Consider the following 18,622-nt stretch of genomic DNA (forward strand, 5'->3'; position numbering starts at 1 on the left):
CAGGAGCAGGCCATGAGTCCAACACCGGCATACGAGTTGAGCCCCAAGCTGGATTGGCTGAATGCCGAGCCCCAGCGCATTGCCGAGCACCGCGGCAGAATCGTCATCCTCCTGTTCTGGAGTGCATCCTCTGTTTATTGCCACAACATCCTGCATGATCTTGCTGAAATTCAACGCAAGTGGCCGGACGCCGTTTCCGTAATCGCCATCCATCTTCCGAAGTTCAATGCCGAACAGGATGCGAAGCTGCTCAGCGAGGCGGTAATGCGCCTTGATATCGGGTTTCCGGTTGCCAACGACCGCGAGTGGATCACTTGGCAGCACTATGCCGCACATTCCTGGCCGAGCATGGTTTTGATAGACGGCAAAGGCCGGCATGTCGCCGATTTCGTCGGCGATGACCAATCAAGCGCTATAGACAGCCGAATTTCAGAAATGCTCGAGTCATATGCCCCATCGGGACCCAAGCCGGGTTCTTTGAAAGCCAAGGCACGATCCAAGGTATTCAGCACACTCTATGCACCTTCCGGACTGGCCGTTGCCAACGGCCTGCTTTATATCGCGGACGCCGGCCATCACCGTATTCTGGAATGTGGCCTCGATGGCCGCATCATCCGGGAGTTCGGAAATGGTGTGCCATTGTTTCTCGATGGATCGGCAGCAGACTCTAGTTTCAACCGGCCGACCGCACTTACCGTTTTCAGGGACCATGTCTATGTCGCCGATACCGGCAATCATGCCATACGTCGCCTCAGTCTTCTGCATGGCAACGTGGATACCATGCTCGGCGATGGACGCCCCGGCTTCTATAGGATAGACAGCGGTCACGAAGTCGCCGCCGTAAGACTGAACAATCCCTGCGGTCTGTGCATCCATCAGGACAGTTTGATTGTCGCCGACAGCGGCAACAATCGGCTCGGAATTCTGAATTTGAGCAGCAGGCAGTTCATCAATCTGGTGGGTGGCGGGGCCTTTGGATTGCTCGACGGCGTCGGTGACCGTGCCAAATTGGCTCATCCGCTTGGTTTGTCAGGTACTCAGAACTTCCTGTACATGGTTGAAGGTACCGCCTCGACGCTACGTACGGTTGCCGTTCCCGAGGGGCGCGTGAATACCCTGATCGGACATGGTCTGTATCAGTTCGGTAATGCCGATGGCACCCGTCAGATTGGTGCCATGCAGCATCCTACAGGGGTCGTTGTCGATGAATCGCGTGGTATGGCCTGGATCGCTGACGCATACAATCGTAAAGTGCGCAGTTACCATCTGAAAAACAACCAGTTGTCCACGGTCAACCTGATGCAGACGCTGCTGCGCCCGACGGCCTTGGCCCTGGATGCGGAGTCGCTCTGGATCGCCGACAGTGCTGGCAACCATGTGTACCGGTATTTCTTTGAATCCGAGTATCTTTCGCGCATCAACATCCACGCGGCCTGAGTCCGATGAGTGATGCCGTCAACAGCGCATTCGATGGCCGCTTGTTCGCGCAGGACCTGTCCACCGCTCCCGGCGTTTACCGCATGTACGCCGAAGATGGCGGCGTGCTTTACATAGGCAAGGCCGCCAATCTCAAAAAGCGTGTGGCAAGTTATTTCCGTGACGACCTGCCATCCCGGCGCATTGCACACATGGTCAGGCAGATTTCGCGGATGGAGGTCACGGTTACCCGGACCGAGGCCGAGGCGCTGATCCTCGAGAATCAGCTGATTAAATCGCTGAAACCGCGTTACAACATCCTTCTGCGCGATGACAAAAGCTATCCGTATATCGTCATTACCGAAGAAACCTGGCCGCGGATTGCCTTTCATCGCGGTTCGCGGACCCTTTCCGGAAGCTACTTCGGGCCTTATCCGAGCGTCACTGCCGTCCGCACGACACTCGATCTCATGCAGAAGATTTTCCGGCTCAGGACCTGCGAAAATGCAGTATTCCGGAACCGTTCACGACCCTGCCTGCAGCACCAGATCGGCCGTTGCAGCGCCCCCTGCGTCGGACTCATCGGCGCCCGTGAGTACGACGCCAGCATCAAACGTGCAGGTATGTTTCTGAATGGCCGCAGTAAAGATCTGGTCGATGATCTGACCCGTGCCATGGATGAAGCCAGCCTGCGGCTCGAATTTGAAACCGCAGCATCCCTGCGCGATACCATCGGTGGCATCCGTACCGTGCAAGCCAAGCAGTATGTCGAAGGTGATCAGGTCGATATGGATGTGTTGGCGGCTGTCATCGAGGACGGAACCGCGTGCGTCATGAGCCTGAGTTTCCGCAACGGCATGAGTTTCGGTACACGCGCTTATTTCCCCAAATGCAACGGGGCGGAGCGTCCGGAAGAGGTGCTATCGGCCTTTGTCGCCCAGTATTATCTCGAACGTTCACCGCCGCGCGAATTGATTCTCAGTCATGCCATTGAGGACCAGGAACTCTTGGAGACGGTACTCACAGAGCTCGGCCGTAGACGTGTGGAAATAAAGGATTCCGTGCGCGGCGAGCGTGCCCGCTATTTGGCCATGGCCATGCAGAACGCCCAATTGGCGCTTGCTACTGAACGCCATGGCAAGCTGGCGCAACGTAACCGCCTGCATGCATTGCAAGAGATGCTGGGTATGCTCGAACCGCCTCAGCGCATCGAGTGTTTCGATATTTCGCATACCCAGGGTGAAGCCACGGTCGCATCCAATGTAGTGTTCAATGCCGAAGGTGCGGTTCCAAGCCAATATCGGCGGTTTAACATCAATGACATCACTCCCGGTGACGATTACGCGGCGATGCAGCAGGCGCTGCAAAGGCGATTCAAGCGCGCGTTGGAACAGGGCGTCATGCCGGATGTGCTTCTGATCGATGGCGGGCAAGGGCAGTTGGCGAGGGCTCGGACGGTTTTGTCCGAGCTCGGCATCGATTCCGTGGTGTTGGTCGGCGTTGCCAAAGGCGTGGCCCGGAAAGCCGGTGACGAGACACTCATCCTGCCGGACGGACGTGAATTCAAGCCCGGTGCCGAATCGCCGGCTTTACAGTTGATACAGCAGGTGCGCGATGAAGCACACCGTTTCGCCATCACTGGGCATCGCGGTCGGAGGCAGAAAACACGTGATACGAGTACACTAGAACGTATTGAAGGCATCGGTGCCAAGCGCCGGGCCAGTTTGCTGAAGCATTTTGGTGGCTTGCCGGGATTGAAAGGGGCGGGAGTGGAAGAAATCGCGCGTGTCGAAGGGATCAATCAGGCGTTGGCCGAGCGTATCTATGCGCAGCTGCACGGAATCGATTTGGTCCCCTGATGGCGATCACCATTCCGACCTGGCTGACCCTGTTCCGGATCATCACCATCCCGGTGATGGTTGTCGCATTTTATTGGCCGCACCCGCAAGGGCACATCATCACCACGGCCGTATTCGTCCTGGGCGCCCTGACCGACTGGCTGGATGGCTGGATTGCCCGCCGTTTCAATATGGGTTCGGCTTTCGGTGCCTTTCTGGATCCGGTTGCCGACAAGCTGGCTGTCGCGATCACTCTTTTCATCATCGTGCAGCGCCACCATACGGTCTATATGGCATTGTTGGCGGCCGTCATCGTCGGTCGGGAAATCACCATTTCGGCACTTCGCGAATGGATGGCGCAGACCGGTGCCCACGGTCTGGTGAAAGTCGCGGCTTTGGGCAAGATCAAGACCATATTCCAGATGGTGGCACTGGGATGCCTGTTGTTCCAGGAAGACCTGTTCGGACTGCCGATCTTCCTGATCGGCCAGAGCCTACTCACGATTGCTGCGGCCTTGACCCTGTGGTCGGGCGTGGATTACCTGCGGGCCGCATGGCCAAGCATGTTGAAGTGAATTGTTCATATTGAGGGTTGACAGAAAATCTGGGAAAACCGATAATAGTCTTCCACGCGGGAATAGCTCAGTTGGTAGAGCACGACCTTGCCAAGGTCGGGGTCGCGAGTTCGAGTCTCGTTTCCCGCTCCAGTTTTTGAAAAACCTCGGTCCGCCCGGGGTTTTTCATTTTCCGGCCTAGAACTTTTCGGGGTTTTTCGCTAGAATTCAAAGCCCACCGGCCTGGTGGCAGAGTGGTCATGCAGCGGCCTGCAAAGCCGTGTACGCCGGTTCGATTCCGACCCAGGCCTCCATCGACAGCCCAGTCACCGCCCCGGTGGCGAAATTGGTAGACGCATGGGACTTAAAATCCCCCGACCGCAAGGTTGTGCCGGTTCGAGTCCGGCCCGGGGCACCAGAAAAAACCGCCTTCGGGCGGTTTTGTCGTTCTACGGGTCCGACTGAACAGGCTCTGCCAGTAATTGCCAGGCTACCGGCATTAAATCCGCAGAATCAATCGGGCTGTACGGCTGAGTCTCGCCCATCAGCAGCGCATTAAGCCGGGAGTGCCAGAGTGCATAGTGTTCTGGACGTGCCCGCCATTCCGGACTTTCAGGACCGGTTTGTCCGATTTGCGCCAACAGGGCGGCGATGGATTCGCCCTGGACACCTTGATAGCGCGCCAGATCATGGCCGGCAAAGGCGCTGAGGCGGGCCAGAATCACCCAGGCGTTGGCTTGGTTGATGCTATCCGCGAAGTTTAACGGCATGCCAGAAGCATTGCGGGTCTGGTTTGCAATGAAACGCACGGGTGCATAATTGAGCAGCCGCGAGGCCAAGGCCCATTGTTCGGTATACAGGGCGAGAGCGAGTTTCAACAGGTGCATCCAGATGCCGTTGGCATCCATGGCCAGACTGGCAGCCATGCCGTCTTTGCTGGATTCCATAAAGCGAAGTAGTGCTTCGGCCTGGCCAAGACGCCGTTTCCGGGTTTCACCACCATCCGTAAGAAGCGGCAGCACCCAGAGCGTCTGCAGTGCCTGCCATCCCTGATCCGACACGGTCCGTTGCCAGTGGTCCAGTATCTGGTCGCACCGGATCAGAAGTTCAGCTTGGATCTGCAGAGACGGAGGCATGGTGCCGGAAACCGAAGCGAAACGATTCTGCAATGCCTGCCGGTCGAGGGTCTGGGTTATGCCCACCACGCCTTCGAAACGTGCGGCATGCCGTTGCCGCTCATGTGACTCGACCTTCGGCGATGCTCCGGTTTCAAGCCGATAGGCGCGGCCTGCTTGGATGAATCGCCCGGGAGCTTCGGGCGCGACCGGTACGAAGCTGTCCCAATCGGCGGCATTCCAGGTATGCCAGGGCCCCGGCACGGCAATACGGACGAGAAACTCTGCTTTATTGCGGTTGCCATAACGCAGGCGCTCGTCGAAACGGTCGGGCGCATCGTCACGGAAGGCGATCTGGGGTTCAATCGGATAGCTTCCCGGAACCTCGATGAACCCGGTATTCGATTCCAGACGGAGCATGGGAATCAATGCATACAGGGACGAGGAATCGGCATGCAGTGAGCGGGTTAATTCCAGCCAATCCTTGATGTTGAAATAGCAACCGCCATCCAGTGGTATCGTCCATCGTGCATGCTGGCGACCCAGTGCAATGGCAAGATTCCGGGCGCGGTTGATGTTGATGGCGGCGATTGATTTATGGCGGTATATCCACTCGATGGCGAGGCGATTGCGTATCAGTGTCGGGTCGAAGTTTGGCGGATAATTTCCTTGCAAATCCTCGGGCATGCCGCTGGCATCCAGAAATTGCAAGCGGTACCCGTCATTATCGAATGGCAGGTAATGGCATTCCTGCCCGGCAGCCTCAATCACTCGCCTGCAGGCGGCGTCCAGTGCGGTATCGATAAGGCCATTCAGAATCCAGTGTTTCGTACAATCCGGTAATGGCTCCTCATGTTCCAGAATATAGCTGAGATTACGCAATGTGGATTCAGCGTCATGGCGCGGCGGCAGGGAATTGCCCAAAATGCGGTAAATGGCGAAGTTCACGGGCAATCCGGGCGGCGGGTAATAAGGCGATACGGCCTTCAGTATCGGACAAGTGCCAGTGAAAAACAACGTCGGTGGCACACGATACAATAGGGTTATACGGATTAAGGAGAATATGATGCACGGCCCCCTGCAAATCGAAGCGTTTTACGATTCGGCAACCTTCACGTACAGCTATCTCGTGTTGGATCCGAATAGCCGTGAAGCGGCAGTCATCGACAGCGTCCTGGATTTTGATGCCAAGTCAGGACGGACCTCCACGGTTTCGGCCGATGCCATCCGCGCCCGTGTCGATGCGCTGGCCGTCAGCGTCCGTTGGCATCTGGAAACGCATGTTCATGCCGACCACCTGTCCGGTGCGATTTATCTAAAACAACACCTCGGCGGCACGATTGCAATCGGAGCCAAGGTGCGTGCGGTCCAGGAAGTATTCGGCAGGATCTTCAACGCCGGCCCTGATTTCGCACGTGACGGCAGTCAGTTCGACCGTCTTCTGGAACCCGGCGATGTCCTTACGCTGGGGCGTTTCAGCATCACCGTCATGCCCACGCCCGGCCATACGCCGGCCTGTCTGAGCTACCGCATCGATGACGATGCGCAAAGCCATGTCTTTGTCGGCGATACCCTGTTCATGCCCGATTTCGGGACCGCACGCTGCGATTTTCCCGGCGGTGACGCCGGTCAATTGTTCGACTCCATCCAGTCGCTACTGATCTTGCCGCCGGAAACGCTGCTGTATATGTGTCACGATTATCCCCCGAAAACACGTGAAGCCCGCTATCACGTCAGCGTGGCCGAACAGCGCAAGGACAATATTCATGTTCACGATGGCGTTTCGCGGGAGGATTTCGTCCCGATGCGCAAAGCCCGGGATGCCACGCTCGCAATGCCTGCATTGATTCTGCCTTCGGTGCAGATCAATATGCGGGCCGGACATTTCCCGGAGCCTGAAAACAATGGCGTCAGTTATCTCAAGCTTCCGTTGAACGCTCTTTAATCCTAAAGCGATCGCAGCCGTTCCTGCGCTGCCTTGCCAATTTCACCGCCGCCTTTGGCGGCTTGCTGGTAGTATCCTGCCGCTGCATTTCGGTCACCGCGACGTTCACTGAGCTCGCCGAGCGTGTAGGTTCCGATCTGGGTCGGTAGCAACTTTTGTGCGGCCAGGATACTGCTTTCTGCGGGCCCGTATTGGCCGAGTGTGTTCTGGGTCATACCCCGCAACAACAGTGGCCGGAAAAACCCGGGAGCAGCCGCGGCCGCACGGTCAAATGCGGCGACAGCCTCCTTGCCGCGGTTCTGCTTGGCCAGAGACTGTCCTTTCATTTCCCAAAACAATCCCTGTTTCGGTTGTAAGGCGATTGCTTTGTCGCTCAGCGCTATGGCTTGCGCGTAATTCTTTCCGGTATAGGCCGTGCTGGCTTCTTTCAGATATTGGTAGGCCGGCTTGTCTTTGTTGAGTTGAGCGATGGCTTTGCGGTATTCGGCATCATTCAGAGCGCCACCGGCTGGCAGGGATTTGGCGGTCGTCTTGTTTTCGGTAATGCGTTCCTGAGAAGGCGGGTGCGAGGCGAAAAAGCCGCTGATGACATCGCTCTTGCGACCCTGGGATTCGCGCAGGAAGATTTCCTGCAAGGCGACGGCTGCCTGCGGGTCATAACCGGCACGGCTCATGGTCTTCATTCCGGCTTTATCGGCCTGGAGTTCATGATCACGGCTGTAGTTGGCCTGGGCTCCGTATGCCAGAGTGCTGGCTCCCTGCATGGCCAGATCGCGGTATTCCGGCGCTTTCATGCCGATGCCAAGTCCAATCAACGCTCCAAGCATGCTCGCGCTTTCGGCTTTTTTCTGCATACGGGCACTGTGACGTTTGGTCACATGGGCGATTTCGTGAGCCAATACGGCAGCCAATTGCGCTTCACTGTCCAATGCTGCGAGCAGGCCGCGGTTGATGGCGATTTTTCCGCCGGGCAGGGCCCAGGCATTGAGATCGCTGCTGTTGATAATGACGAATTCATAGGGCAGATCGGGGGCATCACTGGTTTTTGCCAGTTTCATGCCGACGCGTTGGACATAGGCAGTGAGGGCGGGGTCGAGGTTATATTGGCCGCCCTGTTGCTGCTGATTTGGCCCGTATTGTTTTTGCCCGAGCGCGATTTCTTCACGCGTAACTGGTTTGTCAGCCGCGGTTGCAGCAACCGAAAACAGCATCGCTGCGGTGAAAAGACCGGCTGAAAGGACTGCGGAAGGATAGTGGCGCATAATCAGACTCTCCAAAGATACCTAAAATCATACCGTGAACAATCTGAAGCCCGCATCAATGGCCTAGGTTCTAGGCAGAAATGGGCGAATGATGTAATATTTTCAACACTATTAAAATATATTTGACTCCCCATGACCAGTCAGCATGCCCCTTCCTATTACGCAGACAGTGCCCATCCGCAACCGGAACGGCCGCCCTTGCAGGGTGCAGTTCATGCCGATGTCTGTATCGTCGGCGCCGGCTATACCGGTCTGTCCTCGGCCCTGCACTTGGCTGAGGCCGGATACAAGGTCGTGGTGGTCGAAGCGGCTAAGGTTGGCTGGGGGGCTTCGGGCCGGAACGGCGGTCAGATCGTGCACAGCTACTCCCGCGATATTGATGTCATTGAAAAAAACCACGGCAAGGCGGTAGCCGATGCCATGGGCAGCATGGCTTTCGAGGGCGCACGGGTTATTCGTGAACGGGTCGCGACCTATGGTATTCAATGCGATCTGAAAGATGGCGGTATCTATGCCGCGAAAACCCGTAAAAAGGTCGAGGGTCTGCACGAGCATAAGACACTATGGGAGAAATACGACAGCCTCAAGATGGAGTTCGTGGAGGGTGCCGATATCCAGAAGTACGTGCGTACGGACGAGTACGAAGCGATTCTGATTGACCCGACCGGCGGCCATATCCATCCGCTCAATCTCGCTTTGGGTGAGGCTACGGCATTTGAATCGCTGGGCGGCCGCATTTTTGAACAATCGCCAGTCACCGCCATCCAACGCGGCAATAATGCCGTAGTCAAGACCGGGCAGGGCGAAGTGCATGCCAAATTCGTCATCGTGGCCTGCAATGCCTACATCGGCACACTGGAGCCAAAATTGAGTGCGAAAGCCATGCCCTGCGGAACCCAGGTCATCGCCACCGCGCCTTTGGACAATTGGCAGGATGTGCTGCCTCAGGATCATTGCCTCGAAGATACCAACTACCTGCTGGACTACTACCGCCTATCAGCCGACAAGCGTCTGATTTTCGGTGGAGGCGTGGTCTATGGCGCCAAGGATCCTGACGATATCGAATCACATATCCGTCCCAATCTAGAACGTACCTTTCCGCAACTCAAAGGCGTCCGGATTGATTACGCCTGGACCGGTAATTTTCTGTTGACCCTCTCGCGTTTGCCGCAGGTCGGCCGATTGGATAGCAATATCTATTATGCGCAGGGCTGTTCCGGCCATGGCGTGACGTACACCCACATGATTGGGCGCGTTCTGTCTGAAGCCATCCATGGCCAGTTCAGCCGCTTCGACGTGTTCGCCAAGCTGCCGCATTATCCGTTCCCGGGTGGCAGACTGTTCCGCGTTCCGTTCACGGCACTTGGCGCGCTCTGGTACGACATGCGCGATCGCCTCGGCGTCTGATTCGGCAAACCCCGTTATAATCAGCCGAGATACGCTCTCGGATGCACCCCATGCCGCTGTCACGTTACTGGCTTTTCCTGCTCGCCATTGCCGGTTCGGTAGGCTTCGGTCTGCGTTACTTCGGCGGTCACGCCTGGGCGCTTTGGCCGATGCTCGGATGTGCGGCACTCGTCGGCGTCGGCATCGCCGATCTGATTCAGCGGCATTCAGCGCTTCGTCGCAATTATCCGATTCTGGCGCATGGTCGCTTCATGATTGAATCGATGCGTGTCGAGCTGCGGCAATACCTTTTCGAGTCCGATACCGAAGAAACACCGTTCTCGCGCCAGCAGCGTTCCATTGTCTACCAGCGTGCCAAGGAAGAACTCGACAAGCGACCGTTCGGTACCCAGGGCAATGTCTATGCCGACCATTACGAATGGATCAACCATTCGCTGCAGCCTACGCCACCGGCAAATCTTCCGTACCGAATCCGAATCGGCGGCAGTCGCTGCACACAACCCTATGATGCAGCGGTATTCAATATTTCAGCCATGAGTTTCGGCGCGCTTTCGGCCAATGCCATCCGTGCCTTGAATCTGGGCGCGAAAAAAGGCGGCTTCTACCACGACACCGGCGAGGGCTCGATTTCACGCTACCACCTGGAACACGGCGGCGATCTGGTCTGGGAAATCGGTTCCGGTTATTTTGGTTGCCGTAACGATGACGGCACATTCAATGCCGAGCGTTTCCGCAACAATGCGGCGCTTGAGAGCGTCCGGATGATTGAAATCAAGCTGTCGCAGGGCGCCAAGCCGGGGCAGGGCGGCATTCTGCCGGGCCCGAAGGTGACCGCGGAAATCGCCGAAGCCCGCGGTGTACCGGTCGGCGTCGATTGTCTATCACCGGCCAGCCATTCGGCATTCGATTCGCCCATGGGATTGCTGTACTTCGTGCAGGAACTGCGCGAACTTTCCGGGGGCAAGCCGGTCGGCTTCAAGTTGGCCATTGGCCATGTTTGGGAATGGTTTGCCATCGCAAAAGCCATGCACGAGAGTGGCATTTTGCCCGATTTCATTGTGGTCGACGGCGGCGAGGGCGGAACTGGCGCCGCACCGCTCGAGTTCACCGACCACGTCGGCATGCCATTGCGCGAAGCCTTGATGATCGTGCATCAGACCTTGGTCGGTTTGAATCTGCGCAGCGACATTAAAATCGGCGCGGCCGGCAAGATCATTACCGGTTTCGATCTTGCCCGAACGCTGGCCATCGGCGCCGACTGGGTCAATGCCGCACGGGGCTTCATGTTCGCGGTTGGCTGCATTCAATCGCAGTCCTGCCATACCGGACGCTGTCCGTCCGGGGTCGCCACCCAGGATGCCAGTCGCCAGAAAGGGCTCGATCCGATGGATAAATCCGAGCGGGTTTATCATTTCCAGAAGAACACAGTGAAAGCATTGGCGGAAATCCTGTCAGCCGCTGGGCTGAGCCACCCCGAAGAACTTGGTCCGGAACATATCATCCGACGCATTGATGCCAGTACCGTGCTGCCGCTATCGAAGGTCTATCCCCAGGTCCGGCCCGGAGAGCTGCTGACCGGTGCCCCGGAGCATCCGAGTCTGCGCGAGTACTGGCAGGGCGCACGCTCGGATTCCTTCGCCCCACCAGCGGGCCTGCTGAACGCACGCCGGAGCAAGCTGCTGTAATCGGCTTGCCTGCTCAGGGGCTTTCCCGTAAAATAGCCGTTCTTGGGCGATTAGCTCAGTGGTAGAGCATTGCCTTCACACGGCAAGGGTCGCAGGTTCGAACCCTGCATCGCCCACCAAGAAAAAAGCCCCGCAGATGCGGGGCTTTTTATTGCCGCTCGATCGGCAATCCGAATTTCCACATTGAGCTGAGCTGCTCGGCTTCGGCGATTTCATCGGCGTTCATGGTCTTGGCCAGAACATCGCGCGGTTTGCTGGCGGGGTAGTGCCCGTTCATGATGGCCACGTTGTACCAGGCGTAGGCCAGCACCACATCACGCTTGAGGCCTTCGCCTTTGGCGTACATCTGGGCCAGTTCGAACTGCGCCGCCATTTGGCCTTGTTGGGCCGACTTGGCGAACCACTGCGCCGATTCGGACAGGCTGCGCGGCACGCCATCGCCTTTTTTCAGTTTCATGCCCAGATCGTACTGGCTGTCCTTGTCGCCCTGTTCGGCGCCCATCCGGTACCAGCGCAATGCGTCCTGCTTGCTTTCCTTCACGCCCTGACCGGAGGCATACATGAAGCCCAGTGTGCTTTGTGAATAGGCGTTTCCATTTTCCGCAGCTTTCTGGAACCACTTCGCGGCCAGCCCGTAATCCTGGGCGGTATCGCGACCTCGGTAATATTTGATGGCAAGAAACATCTGCGAATTGGTATGTCCCTGCTCGGCGGCGCGTGTATACCAATCAATGGCTGCCTTTGGATCGCGTGGTGCCATCTCCCCAGTATCAAACAGCAAGGCCAATTTGTACTGTGAGATGAGATGCCCCTGTTCGGCCGCTTTCTGGTACCACACCATGGCTTCCGGAACGTTCTCTGGCACGCCCTTGCCACCATAGTGCAGTTGACCCGCCTGATATTGCGCTTCGGCATCGCCAGCAGTGGCTATGGCGGTATAAGAGCTCATGAGCTTTTTGTAGAGCTTCGCCGCTTCGCCTGCATCCTTGCGCACGCCAATGCCGTATTCGTACATATAGGCCAGTTGTGCCTGTGCCGGAGCATAGTTTTTCTTGGCCAGAGGGGTCAGGAGTTTGACGCTTTGGCTGTAATTCCGTTCGGCGTAGGCCATCAGCGCTGCATCGAAACTGTCCGAGGCGGCATCGGCGATGACACTACCCGGAAGGCTCAGGGCGAGGGCAAAAAAAAGGGCAGTGATTGCCCCGGTCGGTTTTACATTCATGCGTATATTTTACGCAAGCGACTGAATGCAATTGTAAAGATTGTGTTCCGGAGCCGGAAAACCGGCTCCATGTTCATTTGCGGCTCAGCTGATTTGATCGGCAGCAAAGCGGGCATCCAGAAAGTCCATGGCATCCAGTGCTTTCACGCGTGTCGCACGCTCGAAGGCATCGGCAGCAGCTTGTTCGTCATCCGCATCCAGCAGCAGAATCATCTGTGCATGTTCGGCATGCACAATCGGCATGCTCGGTGCCAGCTTGAGCGCGGTCTTCATGTGGTCTTCGGCGGCTTTGCGTTTTGCGCCGTAGGTCAGCCCGGCGAGGGTACTGCCGACTTTGTTGACAATCTCGGCATGCCACAGGGCGCTGGCCAAATGCGCCTCGGCGTGTTTGGGGTCCAGCTTCAGGCAGGTATCCAAAGCAGCTTTTACTTTTCCGGCCAGACCCATTTTCAGCGCTTTGGCAATGGATAGGCCTTGCCCATAACGCCCGTAGCCGAAGGCCAGACGGTAATGACTGTTGGCTTCTTTGGGCAAGGCCGCAACCGCTTGTTCCCCGATGTCAGCGACTTCCTGGAAGCGGACCAGCTTGTCATCGTCTTTTTTGACCAGATAGGTGGCATGAATACCCATGGCTTTAGCCGCTACGCTTGCGCCGACCGGACCAAGCGCAATCCCTTGCTGATATGCCTGTTCGAATTCACCCGCATGAAACGCCCGCCAAGCACTCTGCAGTTGTTCGGCAAGATCGTCTGCAGAAACCCCCTTCGGAGCGGATTTTCCTGCGGTCTTGATCAACTGTGCCGCACGTTTGTCATCCGGATAGGGCTCGCCATCGCCGGTGTGCAGGGATTTCCAGGCTTTGGCCAGGGCCGGCCCATCATAGAAAAAGGCTTTGTTCGGGCTGGGAAATGCGGCCCATGTCGATTTTTTTGTAGCCATCAGGTGCTCCTAGGCGTGTTTTTTCTGGGCCGCGGCAAAAGCCGCCAATTGTTCAGGGCTGGCATCAAGTTGATACTTTGTCTTCCATTCTGAAAAGGGCATGCCGTATACGATGGCACGGGCCTGTTCCTTGTCCATCGCCAGGCCATGGTCAGCGGCAGCATCCTGATACCACTGGGACAGGCAATTCCGACAAAATCCGGCCAGTACCATCAAATCAATATTCTGAACATCGGGGCGGTCTTCCATGAGATGCCTGACCAATCGTCGGAATGCCGCAGCTTCCAATTCAGTATTCAATCGTTGGGGGTCCATTGGTTTTTTCCGCTCAGGATGCGAGATAATAGCCTAACACCAGAATTGGATCCGGATAGACCATGACCGCCAAAGTATTGGACGGAAAACGTATTGCCGACACCCTGCTGGATGATCTGGCAGAGCGGGTTCGCGTCCGGGTCGGTGCCGGCCAGTCGCGACCGGGGCTGGCGGTGGTCTTGGTTGGGAGCGATCCGGCCTCCAGTGTCTATGTCCGCAACAAGCGCCGCGCCTGCGAGCGCGTCGGCATCCACGCCTACGACTACGATCTGCCGGCGGAAACCACGGATGCCGAATTGATCGCCTTGATCGATCGCCTGAACGCTGACCCCAAAATCCACGGCATTTTGGTGCAGCTGCCGCTGCCCAACGGCCGGGACGGTACCTGGCTCATCGACCGGATCGATCCGAACAAGGATGTGGACGGCTTTCACCCGATGAATGTCGGTCGCTTGGCCCTGCGCCAGTTCGGCCTGCGACCCTGCACGCCACGGGGAATTACCACCTTGCTGGCTTATACCGACCAACCGGTGCGTGGCCGTAATGCCGTTATCGTCGGTGTCAGCAATCATGTCGGCCGACCGATGGGTCTGGAACTGTTGATCGCCGGCTGCACGGTCACGTCCTGCCACAAATTCACGCCGAAAGAGGTCATGGAAGCGCATGTCCGGCAGGCCGACATTCTGGTGGTTGCGGTTGGCAAGCCGGCGATGATTCCCGGCGAGTGGGTCAAGTCCGGTGCCGTGGTCATCGATGTCGGCATCAACCGTCTGGATGACGGGCGCCTTTGCGGCGATGTCGAGTATGCCGCTGCTGCCGAACGCGCCAGTTGGATTACGCCGGTCCCTGGCGGTGTCGGCCCGATGACGGTCGCGACTCTGATGCAGAATACGCTCGAAGCCTGCGAATCCATCGACGTATAAGCTGACGGCACCCGCTGCATTAGGGTATAATGGATTGCTTCACAAGCTCGGAGCTGTCCATGCTGCGCATTCTCGCTGAAGCCCTTACGTTCGATGACGTATCCCTGGTGCCCGCACACTCTTCGGTACTGCCGAAAGACGTCCGTCTGGCCACACAACTGACCCGAAATATCCGCATCAACCTGCCGATTGTCTCCGCAGCGATGGATACCGTGACCGAAGCCCGCCTGGCCATCGCCATGGCGCAGCTGGGCGGCATCGGCATCCTGCATAAGAACATGAGTGCCATCGAGCAAGCCGCACATGTGGCGATGGTCAAAAATTTCGAGGCCGGTGTCATCCGCGAACCATTTACCGTCGGTCCGGACACCACCATCGGTGAAGTCCTGAAGTTGACCCGTGCACGCAACATATCCGGCGTGCCGGTGGTCGACGGCGGCCAATTGGTCGGCATCGTCACCAGCCGCGATATGCGCTTCGAGAAGAAACTCGACGATCCGGTCCGCAACATCATGACCAAGAAAGAGCGTCTGGTTACCGTATCGGAAGGCGCCAGCGATGACGAAGTGCTTGCCCTGATGCATAAACACCGCATCGAAAAAGTACTGGTGGTCAACGACGGCTTTCAGCTGCGCGGATTGATCACCGTGAAAGATATCCAGAAGGCGCGCGATAATCCCAACGCCGCCAAGGATGCCAGTGAGCAGCTGCTGGTTGGCGCCGCGGTCGGTGTCGGTGGCGATACCGAAGCCCGTATCGAAGCACTGGTGCATGCAGGCGTCGATGTGATTGTGGTTGATACCGCGCACGGCCATTCTCAGGGCGTGCTTGAACGCGTGGCCTGGGTCAAGAAAAATTTCCCGAACGTCGATGTCATCGGCGGCAATATCGTCACTGCCGATGCGGCTCTGGCTCTGATGAATCACGGCGCTGATGCCGTGAAAGTCGGCGTCGGCCCGGGTTCCATCTGCACCACACGCATCGTGGCCGGTGTCGGCGTGCCGCAGATCACCGCAGTGTCGATGGTGGCTGAAGTTCTCAAAGGTCGCATTCCGCTGATTGCCGATGGCGGCATCCGTTATTCCGGCGATATCGCCAAGGCGCTGGCCGCCGGCGCCTCCAGCATCATGATCGGTGGCCTGTTCGCCGGTACCGAAGAAGCGCCCGGCGAAGTCGAGTTGTTCCAAGGCCGCAGCTACAAAAGCTACCGCGGCATGGGCTCGCTCGGCGCGATGGAGCAGGGCAGCAAGGACCGTTATTTCCAGGACGCATCCGATGCCGACAAACTGGTGCCGGAAGGCATCGAAGGCCGTGTTCCGTACCGTGGTCATCTTGGTTCAATCGTGCATCAACTGGCCGGCGGCATCCGCGCCTCCATGGGCTATGTCGGCTGCGCCACCATCGAAGAGATGCGCACCAAGCCCAAATTCGTGCGCGTGACCAACGCCGGTACCCGCGAAGCCCACGTGCATGATGTGCAAATCACCAAAGAACCGCCGAATTACCGCGCAGGCTGAAATGACTGATATCCACAGTGACAAGATTCTCATCCTCGATTTCGGCGCGCAGTACACGCAGCTGATTGCCCGCCGTATCCGCGAAGCCGGAGTCTATTGCGAAATCTGGGCCTGGGACCACAATCCGGAAGATATTGCGGCCTACAATCCCAAAGGCATCATCCTGTCCGGAGGCCCGGAATCCACCACCGAAATCGATTCTCCGCGTGCCCCTCAGGAAGTTTTCGATTGCAAGGTGCCGGTTCTCGGCATCTGTTATGGCATGCAGACCATGGCGATGCAGTTCGGCGGTCTGGTTGAATCCGGCCATCACCGCGAATTCGGGGCCGCCGTGGTCAATATCGATCGCGCCTGCGCCCTGTTGGAAGGTCTGAATGACGCCACCGGCCAGCCCCCGCGCCTGAACGTGTGGATGAGTCATGGCGACCGCGTGACCCGGATCCCGGAAGGTTTCACCGTGACCGCCTCCACCGATACCGTGCCGATTGTGGCCATGGCCGATGAATCTCGGCGCTACTACGGCGTGCAGTTTCATCCGGAAGTCACCCATACCCAATCCGGCGAGGCTCTGCTGGCCCGCTTTGTGAAGGACGTCTGCGGCTGCCGTGCGCTGTGGACCGCTGCCAACATCATCGATGACCAGATTGCCCGTGTCTGCACCCAGGTCGGTACGGATGAAGTGCTGCTCGGTCTGTCCGGAGGTGTTGATTCCTCGGTGGTCGCGGCCTTATTGCACAAAGCCATCGGTGACAAGCTCACCTGCGTATTCGTGGACACCGGCCTGCTGCGCTGGCAGGAGGGCGATCAGGTCATGGCCATGTTCGCCGAACATATGGGTGTCAAAGTCATCCGGGTGAACGCCGCAGAGCGCTATTTCTCAGCCCTCAAAGGCGTCGACGAGCCCGAGGCCAAGCGCAAGATCATCGGTCGCCTGTTCGTCGACATCTTCGAGGAGGAGTCAGCCAAGCTGTCCAATGTGAAGTGGTTGGCCCAGGGCACCATCTATCCTGACGTCATCGAGTCGGCTGGCAGCAAAACCGGCAAGGCGCATGTCATCAAGTCGCACCACAACGTCGGCGGTTTGCCTGAGCACATGAAGCTCGGTCTGGTCGAGCCGCTGCGCGAACTGTTCAAGGACGAAGTGCGCCGTATCGGCGTCGAACTCGGCCTGCCACCACACATGGTCTATCGCCATCCATTCCCAGGCCCGGGTCTGGGTGTGCGTATCCTTGGCGAGGTCAGGCCCGAATTCGCCGAATTACTCGCCAAGGCCGACGCCATCTTTATCGACGAGCTGCGCAAATCCGGCTGGTACGACAAGACCTCGCAGGCCTTTGCCGTGTTCCTGCCGGTCAAATCGGTGGGGGTCGTGGGCGATGCCCGTGCCTACGAGTGGGTGATTGCGCTTCGCGCGGTGGAAACCGTGGACTTCATGACCGCGCATTGGGCGCATTTGCCATACGAGCTCTTGGGTACGGTTTCTAACCGTATTATCAATGAGTTAAAAGACGTATCTCGCGTAGTTTATGATATTTCCGGCAAGCCGCCGGCGACCATTGAGTGGGAATAATGACCGAATTCAGCGCCGATGATGTGGCATGGATGAGGCACGCCCTGACGCAGGCCGAGTCTGCCGAGGCGCTTGATGAGGTTCCGGTGGGCGCTGTTCTGGTCAGCGAGGCAGGCGATCTGCTGGCGGTCGGTCATAACCGGACGATTTCCAATTCCGACCCCTGTGCCCACGCCGAAATCGAGGCGCTGCGTGCCGCAGGTAAGGCCTTGGGCAATTACCGGCTTCTGGGTAGCACTTTATACGTCACCCTCGAGCCCTGCGCCATGTGCGCTATGGCGCTGGTGCATGCCCGGGTGAAGCGCGTGGTCTATGCCGCAGCCGACCCGAAAACCGGGGCCTGCGGCTCGGTGTTCGACCTGATCGCCGACCCGCGTCATAACCACCGCATCGAGGTACAGGGTGGTTTACTGTCCGAGGAGGCCGGTAGCCGCCTGAGCGCTTACTTCAAGGCCAAACGCCGTCCGGCCTAGCGCATTTCTTCTTCGATTTCGGCCTCGAAGCTCTTCACCGAAGCCCATACTTCGCGCCCCAGATAGAAGGCCGCACCGAACAGGAACAGCATGCCGGCCAGCCCGAATCCCGTGGGCAACAATGAGAGACGGTTTCCGCTGAAGGCATCCACGGCAAGCGCCAGACTGGTCACGATGAAGCATCCGAGCGCGCAGTACAGAAACAGACAGGCGCGCAGCAGGAAGTTGCTGCGTTTGCGGTGTCGCAGAATCTGGCTTTCCAGCGAGGGCTGGTTGCGCGCATTCTCATTCCATTTCCTGAGCAGAATGCGCAGACGGTCGACCACCCGGGCCAGGCGGTTATTGGCCGAGAGCAGCAGGGAACCGGTGGCCGCCATCAACAAAGCCGGCGCCAGCATGGCGGTGAGAATGGAATAGTGACTGCCGATATCGGGGGTCATG

The 18,622-nt window shown here is 57.9% G+C and carries 16 protein-coding genes and 4 tRNA genes; 14 read left to right on the forward strand and 6 right to left on the reverse strand.

Annotated features, from left to right (window positions below):
- Positions 1–12: 12 nt before the first annotated feature.
- The 6 genes from ACIQ1A_RS05290 to ACIQ1A_RS05315 all read left to right on the forward strand — a co-directional run bounded on the left by ACIQ1A_RS05290 (position 13) and on the right by ACIQ1A_RS05315 (position 4,226).
- Positions 13–1,437, forward strand: coding sequence for a hypothetical protein (locus ACIQ1A_RS05290; RefSeq protein ID WP_395770028.1), 1,425 nt, complete (start codon positions 13–15; stop codon positions 1,435–1,437).
- A 5-nt stretch (positions 1,438–1,442) separates the two neighbouring features.
- Entirely contained in the window at positions 1,443–3,275 is a 1,833-nt protein-coding gene (uvrC, locus tag ACIQ1A_RS05295; RefSeq protein WP_395770029.1) for an excinuclease ABC subunit UvrC, read from the forward strand.
- The gene (gene pgsA, locus ACIQ1A_RS05300; RefSeq protein ID WP_395770030.1) at positions 3,275–3,829 is read left to right on the forward strand and encodes a CDP-diacylglycerol--glycerol-3-phosphate 3-phosphatidyltransferase; all 555 of its coding nucleotides are present in this window, start codon (positions 3,275–3,277) and stop codon (positions 3,827–3,829) included. Before uvrC ends, pgsA begins: the two co-directional genes overlap by 1 nt.
- A gap of 56 nt (positions 3,830–3,885) precedes the next feature.
- A tRNA-Gly gene (locus ACIQ1A_RS05305) sits at positions 3,886–3,961 on the forward strand.
- A gap of 87 nt (positions 3,962–4,048) precedes the next feature.
- Positions 4,049–4,122 (forward strand) — tRNA-Cys (locus ACIQ1A_RS05310).
- 17 nt (positions 4,123–4,139) lie between these two features.
- Positions 4,140–4,226 (forward strand) — tRNA-Leu (locus ACIQ1A_RS05315).
- Between the two features lie 31 nt (positions 4,227–4,257).
- Here the strand turns inward: ACIQ1A_RS05315 and ACIQ1A_RS05320 are convergent.
- Complete coding sequence (locus tag ACIQ1A_RS05320) at positions 4,258–5,871, reverse strand: hypothetical protein (protein WP_395770031.1); 1,614 nt, start codon at positions 5,869–5,871, stop codon at positions 4,258–4,260.
- A 118-nt stretch (positions 5,872–5,989) separates the two neighbouring features.
- Here ACIQ1A_RS05320 and ACIQ1A_RS05325 point away from each other — a divergent pair, with 118 nt between their 5' ends.
- Positions 5,990–6,868, forward strand: a complete 879-nt coding sequence (locus ACIQ1A_RS05325; protein WP_395770032.1) for an MBL fold metallo-hydrolase — start codon at positions 5,990–5,992, stop codon at positions 6,866–6,868.
- Between the two features lie 2 nt (positions 6,869–6,870).
- Here ACIQ1A_RS05325 and ACIQ1A_RS05330 read toward each other — a convergent pair whose 3' ends face one another.
- Positions 6,871–8,130, reverse strand: coding sequence for a M48 family metalloprotease (locus ACIQ1A_RS05330; RefSeq protein ID WP_395770033.1), 1,260 nt, complete (start codon positions 8,128–8,130; stop codon positions 6,871–6,873).
- 132 nt (positions 8,131–8,262) lie between these two features.
- Here ACIQ1A_RS05330 and ACIQ1A_RS05335 point away from each other — a divergent pair, with 132 nt between their 5' ends.
- The 3 genes from ACIQ1A_RS05335 (at position 8,263) to ACIQ1A_RS05345 (ending at position 11,341) form a co-directional block, all read left to right on the forward strand.
- Positions 8,263–9,537, forward strand: a complete 1,275-nt coding sequence (locus ACIQ1A_RS05335) for an NAD(P)/FAD-dependent oxidoreductase (protein WP_395770034.1) — start codon at positions 8,263–8,265, stop codon at positions 9,535–9,537.
- Between the two features lie 50 nt (positions 9,538–9,587).
- Positions 9,588–11,222, forward strand: a complete 1,635-nt coding sequence (locus ACIQ1A_RS05340; RefSeq protein WP_395770035.1) for an FMN-binding glutamate synthase family protein — start codon at positions 9,588–9,590, stop codon at positions 11,220–11,222.
- Between the two features lie 44 nt (positions 11,223–11,266).
- A tRNA-Val gene (locus ACIQ1A_RS05345) sits at positions 11,267–11,341 on the forward strand.
- A gap of 29 nt (positions 11,342–11,370) precedes the next feature.
- On the opposite strand, the gene ACIQ1A_RS05350 is transcribed toward ACIQ1A_RS05345, so the two are convergent.
- The 3 genes from ACIQ1A_RS05350 to ACIQ1A_RS05360 all read right to left on the reverse strand — a co-directional run bounded on the left by ACIQ1A_RS05350 (position 11,371) and on the right by ACIQ1A_RS05360 (position 13,698).
- A complete protein-coding gene (locus ACIQ1A_RS05350) occupies positions 11,371–12,444 on the reverse strand; it encodes an SEL1-like repeat protein (RefSeq protein ID WP_395770036.1) in 1,074 nt (357 codons plus the stop codon).
- Between the two features lie 84 nt (positions 12,445–12,528).
- Positions 12,529–13,383, reverse strand: a complete 855-nt coding sequence (locus tag ACIQ1A_RS05355) for a hypothetical protein (protein WP_395770037.1) — start codon at positions 13,381–13,383, stop codon at positions 12,529–12,531.
- A gap of 9 nt (positions 13,384–13,392) precedes the next feature.
- Positions 13,393–13,698, reverse strand: a complete 306-nt coding sequence (locus ACIQ1A_RS05360; protein WP_395770038.1) for a DUF1244 domain-containing protein — start codon at positions 13,696–13,698, stop codon at positions 13,393–13,395.
- 62 nt (positions 13,699–13,760) lie between these two features.
- Between ACIQ1A_RS05360 and folD the strand changes: the two genes are divergently transcribed.
- From folD to tadA, 4 genes are read left to right on the forward strand one after another with little or no spacing between them, the layout of a single operon-like run.
- Positions 13,761–14,621, forward strand: a complete 861-nt coding sequence (gene folD / locus ACIQ1A_RS05365; RefSeq protein ID WP_395770039.1) for a bifunctional methylenetetrahydrofolate dehydrogenase/methenyltetrahydrofolate cyclohydrolase FolD — start codon at positions 13,761–13,763, stop codon at positions 14,619–14,621.
- A gap of 59 nt (positions 14,622–14,680) precedes the next feature.
- Positions 14,681–16,138, forward strand: a complete 1,458-nt coding sequence (gene guaB, locus ACIQ1A_RS05370; protein ID WP_395770040.1) for an IMP dehydrogenase — start codon at positions 14,681–14,683, stop codon at positions 16,136–16,138.
- 1 nt (position 16,139) lies between these two features.
- The gene (gene guaA, locus ACIQ1A_RS05375) at positions 16,140–17,708 is read left to right on the forward strand and encodes a glutamine-hydrolyzing GMP synthase (protein ID WP_395770041.1); all 1,569 of its coding nucleotides are present in this window, start codon (positions 16,140–16,142) and stop codon (positions 17,706–17,708) included.
- Positions 17,708–18,181 (forward strand): tRNA adenosine(34) deaminase TadA, encoded by a 474-nt coding sequence (gene tadA / locus ACIQ1A_RS05380; RefSeq protein WP_395770042.1) that lies wholly within the window; start codon positions 17,708–17,710, stop codon positions 18,179–18,181. The genes guaA and tadA overlap by 1 nt, the downstream gene beginning before the upstream one ends.
- Here tadA and ACIQ1A_RS05385 read toward each other — a convergent pair.
- Positions 18,178–18,621: a DUF2721 domain-containing protein gene (locus tag ACIQ1A_RS05385; protein WP_395770043.1), complete on the reverse strand. Its 444-nt coding sequence runs from the start codon at positions 18,619–18,621 to the stop codon at positions 18,178–18,180. The genes tadA and ACIQ1A_RS05385 overlap by 4 nt on opposite strands.
- Position 18,622 lies beyond the last annotated feature (1 nt).

Source organism: Arenimonas sp. (genome assembly GCF_044353605.1).
In the GTDB taxonomy this organism is placed as follows: Bacteria; Pseudomonadota; Gammaproteobacteria; order Xanthomonadales; family Xanthomonadaceae; genus Arenimonas.

What these genes read in the sequence shown, in the direction of transcription:
- ACIQ1A_RS05290 (WP_395770028.1), top strand. Translation starts at nt 13, where the DNA reads ATGAGTCCAACACCGGCATACGAGTTGAGCCCCAAGCTGGATTGGCTG.
- uvrC (WP_395770029.1), top strand. Translation starts at nt 1,443, where the DNA reads ATGAGTGATGCCGTCAACAGCGCATTCGATGGCCGCTTGTTCGCGCAG.
- pgsA (WP_395770030.1), top strand. Translation starts at nt 3,275, where the DNA reads ATGGCGATCACCATTCCGACCTGGCTGACCCTGTTCCGGATCATCACC.
- ACIQ1A_RS05325 (WP_395770032.1), top strand. Translation starts at nt 5,990, where the DNA reads ATGCACGGCCCCCTGCAAATCGAAGCGTTTTACGATTCGGCAACCTTC.
- ACIQ1A_RS05330 (WP_395770033.1), bottom strand. Translation starts at nt 8,130, where the DNA reads ATGCGCCACTATCCTTCCGCAGTCCTTTCAGCCGGTCTTTTCACCGCA.
- ACIQ1A_RS05335 (WP_395770034.1), top strand. Translation starts at nt 8,263, where the DNA reads ATGACCAGTCAGCATGCCCCTTCCTATTACGCAGACAGTGCCCATCCG.
- ACIQ1A_RS05340 (WP_395770035.1), top strand. Translation starts at nt 9,588, where the DNA reads ATGCCGCTGTCACGTTACTGGCTTTTCCTGCTCGCCATTGCCGGTTCG.
- ACIQ1A_RS05350 (WP_395770036.1), bottom strand. Translation starts at nt 12,444, where the DNA reads ATGAATGTAAAACCGACCGGGGCAATCACTGCCCTTTTTTTTGCCCTC.
- ACIQ1A_RS05355 (WP_395770037.1), bottom strand. Translation starts at nt 13,383, where the DNA reads ATGGCTACAAAAAAATCGACATGGGCCGCATTTCCCAGCCCGAACAAA.
- ACIQ1A_RS05360 (WP_395770038.1), bottom strand. Translation starts at nt 13,698, where the DNA reads ATGGACCCCCAACGATTGAATACTGAATTGGAAGCTGCGGCATTCCGA.
- folD (WP_395770039.1), top strand. Translation starts at nt 13,761, where the DNA reads ATGACCGCCAAAGTATTGGACGGAAAACGTATTGCCGACACCCTGCTG.
- guaB (WP_395770040.1), top strand. Translation starts at nt 14,681, where the DNA reads ATGCTGCGCATTCTCGCTGAAGCCCTTACGTTCGATGACGTATCCCTG.
- guaA (WP_395770041.1), top strand. Translation starts at nt 16,140, where the DNA reads ATGACTGATATCCACAGTGACAAGATTCTCATCCTCGATTTCGGCGCG.
- tadA (WP_395770042.1), top strand. Translation starts at nt 17,708, where the DNA reads ATGACCGAATTCAGCGCCGATGATGTGGCATGGATGAGGCACGCCCTG.
- ACIQ1A_RS05385 (WP_395770043.1), bottom strand. Translation starts at nt 18,621, where the DNA reads ATGACCCCCGATATCGGCAGTCACTATTCCATTCTCACCGCCATGCTG.